Origin of the sequence: Mycobacterium sp. DL440 (assembly GCF_011745145.1) — a bacterium.
GTDB lineage: Bacteria > Actinomycetota > Actinomycetes > Mycobacteriales > Mycobacteriaceae > Mycobacterium.
Map to the genome: position 1 here is coordinate 5472473 of NZ_CP050191.1, position 18615 is coordinate 5491087.

Consider the following 18615-nt stretch of genomic DNA (forward strand, 5'->3'; position numbering starts at 1 on the left):
GCACCGAGCCACGACTCGATCTCACGATCTTCACGCTGCGGGGGCCCCGCCGGAGCTCCGCCGGGCCGTGCGGGCGGCTGCGGGGTGCGCTCCGTGCCGGCGTTGGTGTTGCCGGTAGCGGTGTTGACCGTGTTGACCGCCGTGTTCACCGCGTTGCGCACGGCGTTTCGAGCCATGGCGAACCGGGTGGTGGACGGCTCCTGGTCGGGCCGCTGAGGCTGCTGCTCGGGCTGCCTGTGCGGCGGTTTGATCCGCGCCGTGCCCGCCGCCGAGGGCGCGTTGGTCCGCGGCATCTGCGGGCGCATGGGCTCGGCCGCGGGATGGGTCGGATCGTGTGGCCGCGGTGCAGGCAGAGCGCCGACGCCGGCCAGGGCGCGGGGGTCCTCGCCGGAGTCCTGCGCCATCGGGCGCTTCCGCTCGTCGGGCAGTTCGGTCTCACCGAGGCCGAGCTTCTGTTGGACGCGCTTCATCCAGTGCGGAGCCCACCAGCAGTCATCGCCGAGCAGCTTCATGATGGCCGGTACCAGGAACATCCGGATCACCGTGGCGTCCAGCAGCAGGGCGATGAGCAGACCGAAAGCCAGGTACTTCATCATCACCAGGTCGGAGAAGGCGAACGCGCCGACCACCACTGCCAGCACCAGGGCCGCACCGGTGATCAGACGGCCGGTGGTCGCGGTACCGATGCGAATGGCCTCCGCGGTGGACATGCCCCGTTCCCGGGCCTCCACCATGCGGGATACCAGGAAGACCTCGTAGTCGGTGGACAGGCCCCAGATCACGGCGATGATCAAGCCGATCATCGGTGCCATCAGTGGTTGCGGGGTGTAGTTGAGCAGCCCGGAACCATGACCATCTTCGACGAACATCCAGGTCAGGATGCCCATTGTGGACCCGAGTGTCAGCGCGCTCATGAGTGCGGCCTTGATCGGCAGCACTATCGATCCGAATGCCAGGAACATCAGGACGGTCGTGGTGAGAACGAGGATCACCGCCAGCAGCGGCAGGTTGTCGAACAGGCTCTGAATACTGTCCTGCGCCAGAGCCGGCGTGCCGCCTACGAAGACCTGAGTGCCGTGGGGTGCGGGCAGGGCCCGCAGTTCGTTGATCTTCGCGGGTGCGTCGCTGCTGTTGACCAGGCCGTTCTGAATGCTGCGCACCGACGGATCCTTGGATCCGCTTTCCTGTGCGTTGCGTTCCTGCCACATCTTGGACGGGTTGTCGGCGTCGGTGAAGCCGGACACCGCAGCGGCCTTGGAACGTAGCTCGTCGAGCTGCTGGTCGGTGACCGGTTTGCCGTCGTCACTTTGGATGACCATGGTCAGCGGCTCGGTCCGGAAACTGGAGAAGCGTTTGTCGAACTCCTCCTGAGCCATGCGCACCGAGTTGTCCGGCGGCAGGTACTTCTCGCTCATACCGCCGAGCGCGAGCTGGCCGAGCGGGATGACCAGCAGCGTCATCACGACCAGGATCGGCGTGGCGAAGGCGATGGGCCGCTTCATCACGATGTTGACCAGCTTGCCCCAGAAGCCCCGCTCAACTTCTTCGCGGGTTTTGGTCTTCTGGGTCTTCTCGGCGAACCAGTCGATGATCTTCCGGGAGAACGGCCAGTTGGCCAGGAACGGCACCTTCAGCAATGTCGTCACACCAAGTGCGTCGACTCTGGGTCCCAGGATGGCCAGCACAGCGGGCAGCACGGTGATCGACAGGAACGCCGCCAGCAGTACCGAGGCGATGATGGCGTAGGTGATCGATTTCAGGAAGCCGAGCGGTATCAGCAGCAGAGGCAGCGAGGACGCCACGATGATCACCGCGGAGAACGCGACGGTTCGTCCCGACGTCATCACCGATCTTCGTACCGCCGCCTCGGTGTCATAACCTTCAGCCAGCTCCTCTCGGAACCGGCTGACCATGAACAGGCCGTAGTCGATGGCGATGCCGAAGCCCATCATCGTCACGACCGGCTGGGCGAAGAAGTGCACGGGCCCGAACTCGGCGGTGAGCCTCAGGATGCCCAGAGCGCCGGCGATCGTCAGGCCACCGATGATTGCGGGCAGGGCCGCGGCGACCGCTCCGCCGAACACAAAGAACAGCACCACGGCGACCAATGGCACAATCGCCAGCTCGGCGCGTTTCTGGTCGGTGCCGATAGTGCCCGTCAACTCGCTGGCCAGTGGGTTCAGCCCGGCCAGTTTGATGTCGCCGTCGTTGACTTTCCGCAGGTCAGGCTCGATGACTTGGTAATTCTTCAGAATCGTGTCGTCGTCGTCGCCCTTGAGCGGCACGCTGATGAAGGTGTGCTTCAGGTCCTGCGTCTTCATCTGGTTGACGAGTTCGTCGGTGGTGTCAGGGGCTTTGAGCCAACCCACCCAGCCGACTATCTGATCCGGGTGATCCTTGACCACCTGGTCCAGTTCCCCGGTGACCTTCTTCTGCCACGCCTTGTCGGTGACCTTCTTGTCATCCGGCGGCGTCAGGATGGCGACGATGTGGCTGGTTCGGTCACGGCCGTAGACCTCGTCGCCCAACAGCGACGCCTGGACCGATTGACTGCCCTCATCGTAGAAACCACTCTGCGTGACGTGCTCTCCGAGACTGGCGCCGAAGAGGCCGCCACCTAGGCACAGCGTCACCATGACACCGATGACGATGTACCTGAACTGGTACACCGTTCGACCCCACCAGGCGAACACTTAGGCTCCTAACGCTTCATAAAACTTGTGGTGACCCGCGCTTTGGCTGACGAAGGCCTTCAGTTGTTACACACGCGCGGTCAGTAGCGATGACAGCGGCCGGAACGGCTGTAGCCATGCTCCCTGCTCGGGCAGCGAGTCCAGGCCGATCCGTGGCAACGGTTCCCGGAACACACCGGGAATGTCCTCCAGATCGACAAACTCCAAGGTATCCGACGCTAACGCCCAGCTCGCATGTTCGCGAAATCCGAGCACGTGCACCGGGGTGCCCTCACGGGCTATTTCTTCCAGCGGTTGCCGGAACGCCTGTCCGTCCGCCGAGGCAACCAGGACCGCTGCCAGTCCTTCGCTGCGACGCAGCGCGATGTGATCAAGCATGTCGCTGTCGACATCGCTGTCGTCGTCGATCTTCGGCTTGGCGAAGACGGCGAAACCCACGTTACGCAACGCTTCCACCCACGGGCGTACCACATCGGCGCTACCTGGGGCGATGTTGGTGAAGACCGTGGCCTCGGGCTCCAGAGACACCTCTGTGTTGTCTCCGGCGGAGTGGCCGGATTCGGCGGACAGGTCCGAGGCATATCCGAGCAACCAGCGGCCCAACGCGTCGAAGCGGGGACGGTGTGCAGCGGTGGGGCGGCCACCCAGGATCGCGCCCAGTCCCATGTCGAGGTTCGGCGCATCCCACACCAGGAGCACCCGCCGTGCGGGCGTGCCGGCCGGCGTGTCGGACCCGGCGCTGGATCGGGCCTCTACCTGCGCGGTGTCGTCCTGCATGTCTTCGGTCACACTCATGGCAGTTTCTCCCACACCAACTCGGTGACGTCGGGGCCGGCCAGGGCCTTGCGTTCGTATTTGGTGACCGGTCGCTCGACCGAGATGGGCAGTTCCCCGGAAGCGGGAGGCGCCCCTGGCGCCTCTATCGCTACCCTGCGCAGCCGTGGCTCGGCGTCGCCGACCTCGGCGATGTGCTCGGCGTATCCGGCGTGGTCGGTCGCCGCATGCAGGATTCCGCCGGGACGCAACCGGTCGGCGATCAGTGCCACCGTGGCCGGCTGCAGCAGGCGGCGCTTGTGATGGCGTGCCTTGGGCCAGGGATCCGGGAAGTACACCCGCACGCCAGTCAGGGTCCCGCTACCGAACATGTGCTCCAGCACGTCGACGCCGTCCCCGCGAACCAAGCGGATATTTGTGACGGGCGAGGAGGTCTGGGCGGAGCGGTCGATCGCGCTGAGTAGTTGGGCCAGGCCTTTGCGGTAGACCTCGACCGCGATCACGTCCAGATCGGGCTCGGCCTGGGCCATCGCCAGCGTGGACGTCCCGGTGCCGGAGCCGATCTCCAGGATCAGCGGGGCCGAGCGGCCGAACCAGGCCGCGGCGTCGAGGTCGACGACCGGTGTCGAATCCTCGTCACGGGCCTGGATGCCGATCTCGGGCCACAGCCGGTTCCAGGTTTGTTGCTGGGCGGGCGACAGCGTCGACCGCCGGGTGCGGAAGCTGGTCACCCGGGGAAAACGGTGCGGCTGGGCAGACGGCACGTCGGCCGCCTCATCTGCCGGCGCCGGCCCACCGACATCGGACGTGGACGGGTGCATCCGTCCATGGTCTCTTATCGGGGGCGGTGTGCCAGCATCGTGGTAGAGATTGATACCCAACAGTTGCCTCCAGCTGCCAGGGCTTAAACATCCGTTCGCGAGTCCGTCCGGGACGTGTCACGATTTTTCGTGAGGCAGCGGGGTTTGCGCCCGTCACCACGCAGGGAAGGCCGCGAGATTTTCGCAGACGAGCTCACCAACTTTGCCGACCGTGACGGCGATGCGCGGTTGGCGGAGATCAGTGCGCGGGTTTCGGCTGGGATCAGTGTCGATGTGCGCGGGCGCCGCGGCGTCGGCGTGAGCACCGTGGCCTCCGCACTGGCCGGCGCAGGCCAGGAGGTCGCCGATACCGGCGACGTGACGGTGGTCGTGATCGCCGAGGTGCTCAAACCCGAGGATGAGGCTGTGCTCGCCGAGCTGACCCGGGCGGGTCGGCCGACGATCGTCGTTCTCAACAAGGCGGATCTGGCCGGGTCCGGGCCCGGAGGTCCGGTCGCGACCGCCCATCACCGGGCCGGCCGCCTGCAGGAGTTGGCCGGAGTGCCGGTGGTGCCGATGGTCGCGCTGTTGAATCGGGCGGTTCTGTCGGAGGGTCTGGTCGACGCACTGCGGTTGTTGGCCGCTGAGCCCCCCGACCTGACCTCGGCGGACGCCTTTGTGGAGGGTCCGCACCGGGTGGAACGTGCCGTGCGCGCCGAGCTGCTGCGACGTCTCGACCGGTTCGGGATCGCGCACACCACGCTGGCGTTGAGCCGGGGCGCGGCTGCCGAGACCTTGCCCGGGCTGTTGCGACGGCTCAGTGAGGTCGATCGGGTGGTGGCGGCCATCGATACTGCGGCCGCGCCGGTCCGGTACTGGCGGATGCGGTGGGCGCTGGCTGAGCTGCGCGCGGTCGGCGGCCCGGCGGTGGGGCGCTTTCTGGCCGCCGACGAGACGGTGATCGCGGTGATGGCCGCGGCCGTAGACGTGGTGCGGGCCGACGGGCTGACGGTGGATCCCGGAGCGGACCGTGACGCCCATCTGTGCCGGGCCCGCTACTGGCGGCGCTACCGTGACGGTCCGGTGAATGCCTTGCACCGCAGTTGTGGAGACGACATTGTGCGAGGGTCACTGAGACTGTTGGGTGCGGCGGGTAAGGGGCGATGACCGACGTGGATACGGCCCGGGATGAGGCCGTGGCGGATGCGGTGGCGGCGGCTGACGCGGTGGTGGTGGCGATCGATCCCGGCTTGAACTCGCCGGGCGTGGAGACCCGCGACGCGGTGCTGGTGGCCGGCCCGTGGTTGGCCGGATCGACGAGTGTGATGGCGGCATTGCGGGAGCGGATGCCGCAGACCACGTTCGTCGAATCCACCGATTTGGTCGCAGGTGAGGCGCCGGCGGCCGTGGTGTTCGTGGTTTCGGGGGCCGCTCCGATCACCGAATCCGATTGCGCCCTGGTCGATTTGGCTTCGCGATACACCGATCTGGTGGTGGGCGTGGTGTCCAAGATCGATGCGTACCGCGACTGGCGCGACGTGCGCGACGCCGACGCGGAGATCCTGAGCGGGCGCGACGAGCGCTACGAGCGTATGCCCTGGGTGGGGGTGTCGGCCGCGCCCGATCTGGGTGAGCCGCAGCTCGACGAACTCGTCGAACTGCTGACCGGGCAGTTGGCTGATCCCGACATTGCGCGCCGGAACAGGCTGCGCGCCTGGGAAACTCGTCTGGAAGCAGTGATCGGCAGGTATGAGGCCGACGGATCCGGGGCTGACCGTCGGGCGCGAGTGGATGTGTTGCGGGAGCGTCGCGCCGAGGTGGCCAGGGCCCGCAGGCTGACCCGCACCGAGCGCAGCATCGGGTTGCGCAGTCAAATGCAGCAGGCCCGGGTTCAACTCGGCTACTTCGCCCGCAACCGTTGTAATTCGGTGCGCACCGAACTGCAGGAGGATGTCGCCGGCATCAGTCGTCGCCGGATTGCGACGTTCGAGGAGTACGCCCGTCAGCGCGCCGGCGAGGTTGTCGGCGAGGTCGACGAGGGCGTGACCGCGCACCTGCGCGGGGTCGCCGCGGAACTCGAGTTGCCCGTCCCCACGGCGTCGGTTCCGGAGGCGGTGGTGCCCGACCTGCCGTCGCCGCCGCTGAAATCCCGCACACCCGAGACCCGGCTGATGTTGGTTCTGGGCGCGGGCTTCGGGCTGGGTGTCGCGGTGGCGGTGAGCCGGCTGCTGGCCGGTGCGGCGCCGCGACTGGCCGTGGCCGGACTTGTGGTCGGCGCGGTGGTGGGTCTGCTGCTGGCGGTCTGGGTGGTCGGCACCCGGGGGCTGCTGCACGACCGGGCGGTACTGGACCGTTGGGTCGGTGAGATCACCACGACCCTGCGTTCGGCGGTTGAAGAACTCGTCGCGACGCGGGTGCTCGCCGCGGAAACCGTACTCACCACCGAACTGGCGGCCCGAGAGGAAACCGAGACCGCCGCGGCGGCCGAGAAGACCGCCGCGATGGACGCCGAACTGCGTGAACATGCCATCGCCACCGCGCGGGCGGCGGCTCAGCGGGACCGTCGGATCCCGCCGCTACAGCGGGCGCTGAGCGCGGTCCGGGCGGATTTGTACGGCAACAGCGATGCTACTGGCGAGTAACCGGCTGATAACGTTGATCTGAATCGTTCCTGTGAGTCATCGGACATACCACTGGTTCACCGTGGGTATGTGACCCGCGTTAACCTCTACCCAAGGGGTAGCCGTGACCGCGTCGTGACGTGGCTTGGGTTACACGAACCTACGCAGGAGAATTTGATGACCTCAGCGACCATTCCGGGTCTGGACACCGCACCGACGAAACATCAGGGACTGCTGGCCTGGGTTCAGGAGGTCGCAGAGCTGACTCAGCCCGACCGGGTGGTCTTCGCCGACGGGTCCGCCGAGGAGTATGACCGGCTCGCCGCCCACCTGGTCGAGGCGGGCACCTTCCAGAAGCTGAACGAGGAGAAGCAGCCGAACTCGTACCTGGCGCTCTCCGATCCCTCAGATGTCGCCCGCGTGGAATCACGCACCTTCATCTGCTCCGAGCGGGAGCTCGACGCCGGCCCCACCAACAACTGGATGGAGCCCGCCAAGATGCGCGGGATCATGGCCGATCTGTACCGCGGCTCGATGCGTGGCCGCACCATGTATGTGGTGCCGTTCTGCATGGGCCCGCTGGACGCAGCGGATCCCAAGCTCGGCGTGGAGATCACCGATTCCGAGTACGTCGTGGTCTCGATGCGCACCATGACCCGAATGGGCCAGGCCGCGCTCGAGAAGCTGGGCGACGACGGTTTCTTCGTCAAGGCGCTGCACTCGATCGGCGCACCGCTGGAGCCCGGTCAGAAGGATGTGCCGTGGCCGTGCAACGACACCAAGTACATCACCCACTTCCCGGAGACCCGCGAGATCATGAGCTACGGCTCGGGTTACGGCGGAAACGCGCTGCTGGGCAAGAAGTGCTACTCGCTGCGTATCGCCTCGGCTATGGCCCACGACGAGGGCTGGCTCGCCGAGCACATGTTGATCGTGAAGCTGATCTCCCCGGAGAACAAGTCCTACTTCGTCGCTGCGGCGTTCCCATCGGCCTGCGGCAAGACCAACCTCGCGATGCTGCAGCCCACCATCCCGGGCTGGCGTGCCGAGACCGTCGGTGACGACATCGCCTGGATGCGGTTCGGCAAGGACGGCCGCCTCTACGCCGTCAACCCCGAGTTCGGCTTCTTCGGCGTCGCGCCCGGCACCAACTGGGACTCCAACCCGAACGCGATGAAGACCATCGCCGCGGGCAACACCGTCTTCACCAACGTCGCCAAGACCGACGACAACGACGTGTGGTGGGAAGGCCTGGAGGGCGAGCCCGACCATCTGATCGACTGGAAGGGACAGGACTGGAACCTGCGGGAGGCGGAAACCAAGGCGGCGCACCCGAACTCGCGCTACTGCACCCCGATCGCCCAGTGCCCGACCCTGGCGCCGGAGTGGAATGACCCGGAGGGGGTGCCGATTTCGGCGATCCTGTTCGGCGGCCGCCGCAAGACCACGGTCCCGCTGGTGACCCAGGCCCGCGACTGGCAGCACGGCGTCTTCATCGGGGCCACCCTCGGCTCCGAGCAGACCGCCGCCGCCGAGGGCAAGGTCGGCACCGTGCGCCGCGACCCGATGGCCATGCTGCCGTTCCTCGGCTACAACGTCGGTGACTACTTCCAGCACTGGATCAACATCGGCAAGAACGCCGACGAGTCGAAGCTGCCCGCGGTGTTCTTCGTCAACTGGTTCCGTCGCGGCGACGACGGCCGCTTCCTGTGGCCGGGCTTCGGTGAGAACAGCCGCGTGCTGAAGTGGGCCATCGAGCGCATCGAGCACAAGGCCGACGGCAAGAGCACCCCGATCGGCATTGTGCCGACGGCGGCCGACCTCGATCTGTCCGGGCTCGACGTAGATCCCGCTGACGTGGACGAGGCCCTGGCCGTCAATGCCGAGGAGTGGAAGGCGGAGCTCCCGTTGATCGAGGAGTGGTTCGAGTTCGTCGGTGAGAAGCTGCCTACCGGCATCAAGGACGAGTTCGACGCCCTCAAGCACCGCCTGTCTGAGTCCTAAAACCGCGAGCGTGCGTGTCTGCTGCTAGACACGCCGCCACGCGTCAGCATTTCGCGCACCCTCGTGACTCCACGAGGGTGCGCGTTTGCTTTGTGGGCCAAAGTGTCACGCCGGTGAACTCGCGCGGGCCGGCCACCACATGCGTTCTCCCAGCAGGCTCATCGCGGCGGGAACGAGGTAGGTTCGCACGACGGTGATGTCCAGCAGCAGACCGATGCCGACGGTGGACCCGATCTGCACCAGGTTGAGCACCGTCCCACTGGTGAGCGCGAACATGGTGATCGCGAAAACGACTCCCGCGGTGGTGATCACGCTTCCGGTGCTGCCGAACCCGCGGATGATGCCGCTGATCACGCCACTGTGGGATTCATCCCGGATGCGGGCGGCGAACAGCATGCTGTAGTCGGCACCGACGGCGACCAACGCCATGAACGACACCGGGAAGACTGACCAGTCCAGGTTGATACCGATGATGTGCTGCCAGATGAGGGTGGACATTCCGGCCGCAGCGCCGAAAGACAGCACCACCGCTGCGATCATCAGCACGGGTGCCACCAGGCTGCGCAGCATGACGATCAGTACCAGTAGGACAGCCGCCACCGCGACGACACCGAAAAGGGCGAAGTCACGCCAGGTTTGGTCGATGTGACGTTGCGACAGCGAGGCCAGTCCGGTCGACTCGATGTTCGCGTGCTCGAGCACCGTGCCGGTGGCCGCGTTGTTCGCTGCTGCGATGACATCCGGTACCGCACCCATCGCCTCGGCGCCGTACGGATTGACCGACCAGACCACCATCATGCGGGCGCTGTGGCCGTCCGGCGAGATGAGCAGCCGCTCACCTGCGGTGAACCGGCGATCGCTGCGGCCCTCCTCGGGTAGGTAGAAGCCGCGCCCCGCGCCGGTCGCGGTGTCGGCGGACAGCCGGTGCAGGAAGTCTGATGCCCGGTTGAGCCCGGCACCGAGTTCGGTAGTCAGCGCCACCATGGTGTCGGTGCCGGATTTGACCTGGCCCAGCCCGGTGGTGAGCCGGCTCAGACCTGTTGACAGTTCGTTGATTCCGGACATCAACCGATTGAGGTCGCCGCGGGTCTGCTCGGGCGTACGGGTGCCGAGTTGGTCGAGCATGGTCCGCAAGCCCTTGATGCCGGCGCGGAGATCGGGCAGGGTGTCCAGCGCGGTGCTCACCGGACGCTCGGGAACCAGCGGCGCGGCGAGCGTCAGGCCGTTGATCGCGAGGAGCGCCTGCCCACCGGTGGCCGCGTTGAGGTCGGCGAAAGCCTGACGTGCCCGCAGGCAGTCCGCAGCGCAGTCAGGCCCAGGTGCGGCTGCCGTGAGGGGATCGAACACTGAATGCACCGCAGCCGTGGGGGCAGCCAATTTATTTCGGGTGGCGTCGATTTCGTTGACCGCACGGTCCAGCGCGTCGGTGGCGCCTGCCATGGTGCGCACCACGGTCGCCACGTCGAGAGATCCGTCCGAGACGGTGTTGACCACCCGGTTCGCGGATTCCAGGGTGCCGAGCAGGTTTCGGGTGAGGGCGACGAGATCGCGGGCCCCCGTGGCGAGCTCGGGCAGCCTGTCGGCGGCGCCGGCCGAACCGTTGTGCAGCTGGGTCACCCCGGCCGCGAGCTGTTTGAGTTGAGGGATGGCCTGCTCGACGCGGTCGTGCGCGTCGGCCAAGCCATCACCGACCTGAGCGGTCTGCGATCCGATTGCCGTCTCGGGCAACGGCTTTCCTTCGGGGCGCGTGATGGACCGGACATGGGCGACCTGCGGGAGGTTGCCGATCGACATCGCGATCAGGTCCAGCGCGGCCAGATCGTTGGTGTTGCGCATATCGTGGTCGGCCCGGATGGTGACGAACTCCGGTGCTGCTTCGTTCACGCCCCAGTGCCTGTAGACCGCCTCGTAGCCGCGCTTGCTGTCGGTGGCGCGCAACTGCATCGCGTTCTCATCGATGTTCGGTTCGAAGGTGAACAGCACCGAACTGGTGGCGATCAGGAACGCCAGGGAGGCCGCGACGAGCGCCGGTGCCCGGCGGATGATGTTGGCACCGCGCCTACGCCAGCGGCGTTCGTCGAGCGGGCGGGGTTCGGCGTATCCGCGCCGGCCCCACAGCGCCATGATCGCCGGGGTCAGTGTCAGGCTGACAGCCATCGTTATCGCGATGGACAGCGCGATCGGCGGACCCGCGGTGCGGAACATCCCGATCTTGGTGAAGATCATGGCCATTCCGGCGCCGGCGATGGTCAGAGCGGAGGCGATGACGATGCCTGCGGTGTGCGCGCCGGACCGGGTCACCGCCTCGTCGACGGCCAGCCCGCGGCGCCTGCCCTCGTGGTAGTTGGCCAGCAGGAAGATGCCGTAGTCGGTGCCCGCGCCCAACACCATCGCGGTGACCAGGGCGATGGTGAAGTTGGAGACCGTCAGTAGCTCGTGACCGCCCAGCCACGAAACGACCGGCCGTGCGACCGCCAGTGAAATGCCAACGGTGAGAAGCGGGACCATCGCGGTCAGCAGTGAGCGGTACACCGCCAGCAGCAAGAGCGTGATCAGCACGACCGAGACCACGGTGATGATGGCCAGCGAGGTGTCGATGGCGGAGAACAGGTCCGACAGTGTGGGTGCGGCCCCGGTGAAATTCACGTCGAGCCCGGACGGGCGGGGGAGTTCCTCGACCACGGCGCGGACGTTCTCGGTGGACCGGTGCGCGCGGGTGGAGCCGACGTCGCCGGTGGTGGCGACGATCAGGTGGATGGCTTCCCCGTCGGGGCTCAGGCCGATGCCCTCCAGCCCGGGGGTGCCGTAGGTGTCGAGCACGTAGGCGACGTCATCCTTGTCTGCCACCAATCGGGCCACCAGGTCGCGGTAGTACGCCGTGTCCGCCGCGCCGAGGACGCGGTCACTGGAGACCACGATGCTGCCGACTGCGGTGGTGTCGGGGACGCCGAAGTCCCGCGACATCTGCCGCAGGGTTTCGGTGGTCGGGCTTTCCGGGGTGAACGGCGCGGAGTGCTTGGCCACCGTGCGTTCCAGCTGGGGGATGGCCACGTTGAGCACGCCGGCCACCGCCAGCCACGCCCCGAAGATCAACCACGCATGCTTCGCGCAGACCCTGGCGAGTTTGCCGAAGATGGCGAGATTGTGCATCCCGGAATCGTAGACCAGTCGGTCTATGTGTAGTCAACTAGGATGGACCGGCTGGTCTATTCGGTGGTGGGGAGGTGGGCGATAGTGGCGGGTCCACGTGAACGTCTCATCCAGGGCGCAATCGAGTTGATGCGCGAGCGCGGCGTCCACGCGACGGGTCTCAGTGATCTGCTGGACCGCAGCAACACCGCCCGCGGATCTATCTACCAGCACTTTCCCGCGGGGAAAACGGAACTGATGGAGCAGGCGACGCTGGTGGCCGGTCGGATCCTCACCGCTAGGATCGAAGCGCTGGCGCGGGCACTGTCCCCCGAGGACGCGATCCGCGCCTTCATCGAAGGCTGGAAACAGAACCTCATCGAGAGTGAATTCACGGGCGGATGTCCCATCGTGGCGGCTGCCCAGGCTGGACCGGATGCGCTCGCAGTGCGGGAAGCCTCGGCCACGGTATTTGCTGATTGGGCCAGGGTGATAGCAGATTCGATCGAAGCCAAGGGGGTTGACGCAGCCACCGCGGCCCAACTCGGCAGCTTCATCGTCAGCGCAGTCGAAGGCGCCATCATGCAGAGCCGAAGCGCCAGGTCCGTGCACCCGCTCGACGACGCGAGCGCCGGTCTGACGTTGCTGCTGCGCGGTGTGGGTGCAGACTGGCAATCGGGCTTGAACGTGTAACCGCGCCCTACTTGACACCTGTCAAGTGGCGCCGGTTACAGTGCCATCATGCAGATCCGCGAGCATGCCGAGGCCAACCCCGAAAAGCCGGCGATCATCCTCCACCCGTCGGGAACCGTCGTCACGTTCGGTGAACTCGAAGCCCGCGCGAATCGGCTGGCCCGGTACTTCCGGCAGCAGGGGCTGCAGGAGGGCGATGTGGTCGCGATTCTGATGGAGAACAACGAGCACATCCACGCCGTGATGTGGGCGGCCCGCCGCAGCGGGCTGTACTACGTGCCGATCAATACGCACCTGACCGCCGCCGAGGCGGCCTACATCATCGACAACAGTGGGGCCAAGGCCATCGTCGGCTCCGCCGTGCTGAAGGACATCCTGAGCGGCCTCGAAAAGGAGTTGCCCAACGGCTTGCCGGGCACTCTGCTCATAGCCGACGGCGAGCTGGACGGTTGGAAGCGTTACCCGGAGGCCGTCGCGGACCTGCCTGCCACCCCGATCGATGACGAGTTGGACGGCGATCTGTTGCAGTACTCGTCGGGGACGACGGGCCGGCCCAAGGGCATCAAGCGCGACCTGCCGCATGTGCCGCCGTCGGAAACCCCCGGCATGATGTCGGCCCTCGTCGGGTTCTGGATGCAACCGGATTCGGTGTATCTGAGCCCTGCCCCGCTCTACCACACGGCACCGTCGGTGTGGTCCATGCAGATTCAGGCCGCCGGCATCACCACCGTGGTGCTCGAGAAGTTCGACGCCGAAGGCTGCCTGGACGCGATCCAGAAACACAAAGTCACCCAGGGCCAGTTCGTGCCGGTGATGTTCACCCGGATGCTGAAACTGCCCGAGGACGTGCGTAATTCGTACGACCTGTCGAGCCTGCGGCGCGTCATGCATGCGGCTGCACCGTGTCCGGTCGAGATCAAGAAGCAGATGATGGACTGGTGGGGGCCGATCGTCGACGAGTACTACGCGTCCTCCGAGGCCATCGGCGCGACGGTGATCTTCGCCGAGGACTGGCTGACGCACCCCGGTTCGGTGGGCAAGCCGATGAACGGCCTCGTGCACATCCTCGACGAGGACGGCCAGGAAGTGCCACCCGGCCAGGCCGGTGAGATCTTCTTCGAGGGCGGCGCCGATTTCGAATACCTCAACGACGCCGAGAAGACCGCATCCTCGCGTGACTCACACGGCTGGAAGACGGTGGGAGACATCGGGTATGTCGATGAGGACGGCTACCTGTACCTGACGGACCGGCGCCACCACATGATCATCTCGGGCGGAGTGAACATCTATCCGCAGGAAGCCGAGAACACGCTCGTCGTCCACCCGAAGGTGATGGACGCCGCGGTGTTCGGCATCCCCGACGACGAGATGGGCCAGAGCGTCAAGGGTGTGGTGCAGACCGTGGACCCGGCGGATGCGACGCCGGAATTCGCCGAGGAGCTGCTGAGCTGGCTGCGTGAACGGCTGACGCATTACAAGTGCCCGCGGACCATCTCGTTCGAGGTTGAGCTGCCCCGCACCGACACCGGCAAGCTGTACAAGCAGGAGCTGATAAACAAGTACTCGTGACCGTCCTGGAACTGCCCGCGGGTATCCGGGTCGGGGTCGACACCCCGACCGATGCCGCGACGTTCACGCTGACCGAACACCCCGGTGCGGACCGGCGGGCGGTCACCGTGGACTCGGTCGAGCAGGCCCTGGCCGAACTCACAGAGCGGTGTAGGACATGGTCGCAGGCCGCGGCGGTTTGTGACGACGTGCTGCGTTCGCTCGATCCGGCCGGGCCGACTCGATCGGGGTTGGTCACCGAGTCCCTGGCGTATTCGACGCTGCAATCGGGATCCGAATTCGCCCGGTGGCTGGCCGAGCGTGGGCCGGCGACCGTGCCGCAGCTGCCCGAACCGGTGCAGGCCCACCGCGACGGGAACACACTGCACGTCAGATTCAACCGGACCCAGCGGCACAACGCGTTCTCCACCGATGCCAGGGGCGCGCTGCTTGAGGCCCTCGAAGTGGCGCGATTGGACCCGTCGGTCGAGGAGGTGGTGCTCGGCGGCAATGGCCGATCCTTCTGCAGCGGAGGCGATCTGGCCGAATTTGGTTCGTTCACCGACCCGGCGAGCGCCCACCTGGCCCGCACCCGGCACAGTCCGGCGCTGGTGCTCGACGAACTGACGGCGAGGCTGGGGCCACGCTGCCGCGCGGAGGTGCACGGCCAGGTGCTGGGCAGTGGTCTGGAGATGGCGTCGTTCTGCGGGTGGGTCAGCTGTCATCCCGATGCCACGATCGGCCTGCCGGAACTGGCCCTCGGGTTGATTCCCGGGGCGGGCGGCACGGTGAGCATCGCGCGACGCATCGGCCGGTGGCGCACCGCCTACCTGGTGCTCTCCGGGCGCACCATCGACTCGGCCACGGCGCTGGCGTGGGGCCTGGTCGACGAGGTGCGCCCAACAACGGCGACATCGCGGTGAGGGCGATGCCTTACTCACACATCCACGCCCTAGACGCAGAATCAACGTCGGTGAATGGCATAGTGCGAGATGTGAAACAGGGTGGCCCGTACTTCGATGACTTGGCGGTTGGCCAGGTATTCGACACCGCGCCGTCGATGACGCTGACCGCCGGTGCGGCGGCGACGCATCAGGCGATCCTCGGCGACCGATTGCGCCTGGCGCTCGACACCGACCTCGCCACTGCGGTGACGGGGGAGTCGGGCCCGCTGGCGCACCCGGGGTTGGTCTGCGACGTGGCGATCGGTCAGAGCACGCTGGTGACGCAGCGGGTGAAGGCGAACCTGTTCTACCGCGGCCTGGCGTTTCACCGCTGTCCGCGCATCGGGGACAGCTTGTACACCCGTACTGAAGTGGTTGGCCTCAAGCAGAACTCGACGAAACCCGGGCGAGCGGCCACCGGTCTTGCCGCCCTGCGGATGACGACCGTCGACCAACAGCACCGCAAAGTTCTCGATTTCTACCGCTGCGCGATGCTCCCGCTGTCCAGGGACGACATCGACACCGGTCATGCCGACGACCTCTCGACCATCGGGGCCGATGCGACAGCCCCGAACCCCACCGCGGGGTGGGACGCCGACGCATTCCGCACCCGGGTACCCGGACCGCATTTCGATCCGGACCTGGCCGGCGCGGTGCTGCACAGCACCGCCGACGTGGTCAGCAGTGCCCCCGAACTTGCCCGGCTGACCTTGAACATCGCTGCCACCCATCATGATTGGCGCGCCGGTGGCCAGCGCCTGGTGTACGGCGGGCACACCATCGGACTGGCCCTGGCCCAGGCCGGCCGCCTGTTGCCGAACCTGGCCACGGTTCTGGGCTGGGAGTCCTGTGACCACACTGGTCCGGTGCACGAGGGTGACACCCTGTTCAGCGAGCTGCACGTCGAATCGGCCGACGCCGGAGTCCTGAGGTTGCGCTCGCTGGTGTACGCGGCCGGCGGACGCGACGACACCGACCGCCAGGTGCTGGACTGGCGGTTCAGCGCGTTGCACTTCTGATGGCCCAGTTGGCGATTCCGAGGGCTCTGCTGAGGCAGGCCCAGACGGTCGCCGACGGTTTCACCGCACACACCGGCGTGACGGTCGACGCCACTGAACTGCTCACCGGCCGCGCCGCGCTGTTGGACATCGCGCCTCGAGGGCAGATCTCGGCGGGCGGGGCGTCGCGGCTGCTCGCCACCCGTGACGGGTGGTGCGCCCTGACCCTCTCTCGCCCCGATGATGTCGCCATGATTCCCGCACTGCTGCAGGATGATTCGGCAGAGGCTGACCCATGGCCGGCGATCCGGAGATGGGTTGCGGAATCCCGCACCGCGGAGGTGGCCGAACGCGCCCGCCTGCTCGGACTGCCGGTGGGCGTGCTTGGTGAAACCTCGCCCGCGCCGCCGGTGGTGCGCTCACTCGGACCGCCCGGGGCCGCACCGTTGGCCGGAATCCTGGTGGCCGACCTGTCGTCGATGTGGGCCGGCCCGTTGTGTGGACAACTGCTGGCCCGGGCCGGGGCCATCGTGGTCAAGGTCGAGAGCTGGAGCCGCCCGGACGGGACCCGTGCCGGAGTGCCGGGATTCTTCGATTGGATGAACGGCGGGAAGCTCTCGTATGCCACCGATTTCGATGATCCGCGCGATCTGGCCGCGCTGATCCGGGCGGCCGATGTGGTGATCGAGGCCTCGCGGCCGGTCGCGCTGGCCCGGCGTGGGCTGGGTCCCGATACCGCCGATCCCAGGCCGGGGCGGATCTGGTTGCGCATCACCGGGCACGGCGCCGCCGGGGAGAAAGCCGATTGGGTGGCGTTCGGCGACGACGCCGCGGTATCCGGAGGTCTGGTCGAATACGATGGCAGCGCACCGGTATTCAGCGGGGATGCCATCGCCGATCCGCTCACCGGACTGCATGCTGCCGCCGCGGTCGCGGCATCTCGGGAACGCGGAGGCGGTGAGCTGATCGAATTCTCGATGGCGGCTGTGGCTGCCGGGTACCGCTCTCTGGTGGGCGACGACACCGAGGTGACGCCGGCGCGTCCCGCAATCGGGCCGGCCGCCCCGGGACTCGGAGCCGACAATGAAGCAGTGCGCCGGTTGGTGGCGGAACGGACCGTGGCCCCATGCTGATTCGTCGCGCGACACTACTCGACGGGGTGGTGGTCGACATCCGGGTCGGCGAGACCATCGAGCAGGTCGCCGAGGCGTTGTCGCCCGAGCCGGGCGAAGAGGTACTCGATGCGGCATCCGGCACCGTGATACCCGGGCTGCACGACCATCATCTACACGTGCACTCGGCTGCGGCCGAGCAGGATTCGATCCGGGTCGGCCCCGCCGAGGTGGCCGATGAGGCAGGACTGGCTCAAGCGTTGTCCGCGGCGGTCGTGGGCAGCGACGGTTGGATCCGGGCTGTCGGTTACCACGAGGCCGTGGCCGGACCGCTGGACCGCCAGTCGCTGGACCGGTTGCGGCCCGGCACACCGGTGCGGGTGCAGCATCGCAGCGGCGTGATATGGACGGTGAACTCGCCCGGCCTCGCGGCCCTCGGATTGGGCGATCACCCCGATGGGCGACTGCGCAGCGAGGACCGGACCTGGTCAGATGCGTTGCAGCGTCGTCCCGCCCAGATCGGGGAATTCAGCGCCCGCCTGGCCGGCTATGGCGTCACGGGTGTCACCGATGCCACCCCCGGCCTGCAGCCCGCAGATCGTCCCAAAGGCATGCGGCAGCGCGCGCACTACCTGGCTCCGGGGAAGCGAATCCTCCACGACGACGGACTCGACCTGGATGCGTTGACAACCTGGATATCCGAACGCCACCGGGCCGGTGAACCGGTGGCGGTGCATTGCGTGACCGCGGTCCAACTCGTGGTCACCATCGCTGCATTGCGCGTCGCGGGCAGCCATCCGGCTGACCGGATCGAGCATGCCGCGATGGTCCCCGCGGACTGTGTCGACGACCTCGTCGCCCTCGGGGTCACGGTGGTGACCCAGCCCAACTTCGTCGCGGAGCGGGGCGACCAGTACCGCGCGGATGTGCCTGGCGCAGAACATGATCAGCTGTGGCGGCTGGCCACCCTGCTGGCCGCCGGGGTGCCGGTGGCGCTGTCCACCGATGCGCCGTTCGGAGACGCTGACCCCTGGGCGGTCATGCGCGCCGCAGTACATCGCCGCACCCCCCGCGGTGCGGTGCTGAACCCGGTCGAACGGATCTCGGGGCGTCGCGCATTGACGCTGTTTCTGGGCAGCGCAGCCAATCCAGCCCGGCCGCGCCGTATCGCGCCCGGCGAGCCTGGGGACCTGTGCCTGCTGGTCGGCTCCCCGCAGCGGGTGGTGGATGCGCTCGACGCCGATCTGGTGGCCGCCACGATCATCGCCGGTGCGGTGGTGTTCCGGCGGTGACCCGGGA

13 protein-coding genes are annotated in these 18615 nt (G+C 67.2%); 9 read left to right on the plus strand and 4 right to left on the minus strand.

Features of this window, described 5'->3' with window-relative positions:
• The 3 genes from HBE63_RS26700 to trmB all read right to left on the minus strand — a co-directional run.
• Positions 1–2693, minus strand: a 2693-nt coding sequence (locus tag HBE63_RS26700; protein WP_243858305.1) for an MMPL family transporter, incomplete at its 3' end; no start/stop codon positions are given.
• A 66-nt stretch (positions 2694–2759) separates the two neighbouring features.
• On the minus strand, positions 2760–3488 hold the full coding sequence (locus tag HBE63_RS26705) for an NYN domain-containing protein (protein ID WP_166907728.1): 729 nt from the start codon (positions 3486–3488) through the stop codon (positions 2760–2762).
• Positions 3485–4306 carry a tRNA (guanosine(46)-N7)-methyltransferase TrmB gene (gene trmB / locus HBE63_RS26710; protein ID WP_166910242.1) on the minus strand — a complete coding sequence of 274 codons (822 nt, stop codon included), beginning with the start codon at positions 4304–4306 and terminating at the stop codon, positions 3485–3487. Before trmB ends, HBE63_RS26705 begins: the two co-directional genes overlap by 4 nt.
• 126 nt (positions 4307–4432) lie before the next feature.
• On the opposite strand from trmB, the gene HBE63_RS26715 reads away from it, so the two are divergent.
• From HBE63_RS26715 to HBE63_RS26725, 3 genes are all read left to right on the plus strand, one after another.
• A complete protein-coding gene (locus HBE63_RS26715) occupies positions 4433–5434 on the plus strand; it encodes a hypothetical protein (protein WP_243858307.1) in 1002 nt (333 codons plus the stop codon).
• Entirely contained in the window at positions 5431–6909 is a 1479-nt protein-coding gene (locus HBE63_RS26720; protein WP_208301220.1) for a hypothetical protein, read from the plus strand. The genes HBE63_RS26715 and HBE63_RS26720 overlap by 4 nt, the downstream gene beginning before the upstream one ends.
• Before the next feature lie 156 nt (positions 6910–7065).
• Positions 7066–8892 carry a phosphoenolpyruvate carboxykinase (GTP) gene (locus HBE63_RS26725; RefSeq protein ID WP_166907732.1) on the plus strand — a complete coding sequence of 609 codons (1827 nt, stop codon included), beginning with the start codon at positions 7066–7068 and terminating at the stop codon, positions 8890–8892.
• 105 nt (positions 8893–8997) lie between these two features.
• On the opposite strand, the gene HBE63_RS26730 is transcribed toward HBE63_RS26725, so the two are convergent.
• Positions 8998–12042, minus strand: a complete 3045-nt coding sequence (locus tag HBE63_RS26730) for an MMPL family transporter (protein ID WP_166907734.1) — start codon at positions 12040–12042, stop codon at positions 8998–9000.
• 42 nt (positions 12043–12084) lie between these two features.
• Between HBE63_RS26730 and HBE63_RS26735 the strand changes: the two genes are divergently transcribed.
• From HBE63_RS26735 to HBE63_RS26760, 6 genes are all read left to right on the plus strand, one after another.
• Entirely contained in the window at positions 12085–12714 is a 630-nt protein-coding gene (locus HBE63_RS26735; protein ID WP_166907736.1) for a TetR/AcrR family transcriptional regulator, read from the plus strand.
• 48 nt (positions 12715–12762) lie between these two features.
• Entirely contained in the window at positions 12763–14283 is a 1521-nt protein-coding gene (gene fadD4, locus HBE63_RS26740) for a fatty-acid--CoA ligase FadD4 (RefSeq protein ID WP_166907738.1), read from the plus strand.
• Positions 14284–14288: 5 nt separating this feature from the next.
• Positions 14289–15185: an enoyl-CoA hydratase/isomerase family protein gene (locus HBE63_RS26745; RefSeq protein WP_166910245.1), complete on the plus strand. Its 897-nt coding sequence runs from the start codon at positions 14289–14291 to the stop codon at positions 15183–15185.
• A 137-nt stretch (positions 15186–15322) separates the two neighbouring features.
• On the plus strand, positions 15323–16225 hold the full coding sequence (locus tag HBE63_RS26750; protein WP_371815058.1) for an acyl dehydratase: 903 nt from the start codon (positions 15323–15325) through the stop codon (positions 16223–16225).
• Positions 16225–17337, plus strand: a complete 1113-nt coding sequence (locus tag HBE63_RS26755) for a CoA transferase (protein WP_166907742.1) — start codon at positions 16225–16227, stop codon at positions 17335–17337. Before HBE63_RS26750 ends, HBE63_RS26755 begins: the two co-directional genes overlap by 1 nt.
• The gene (locus HBE63_RS26760; RefSeq protein WP_166907744.1) at positions 17331–18608 is read left to right on the plus strand and encodes an amidohydrolase family protein; all 1278 of its coding nucleotides are present in this window, start codon (positions 17331–17333) and stop codon (positions 18606–18608) included. Before HBE63_RS26755 ends, HBE63_RS26760 begins: the two co-directional genes overlap by 7 nt.
• The last annotated feature ends 7 nt before the right edge of the window (positions 18609–18615 follow it).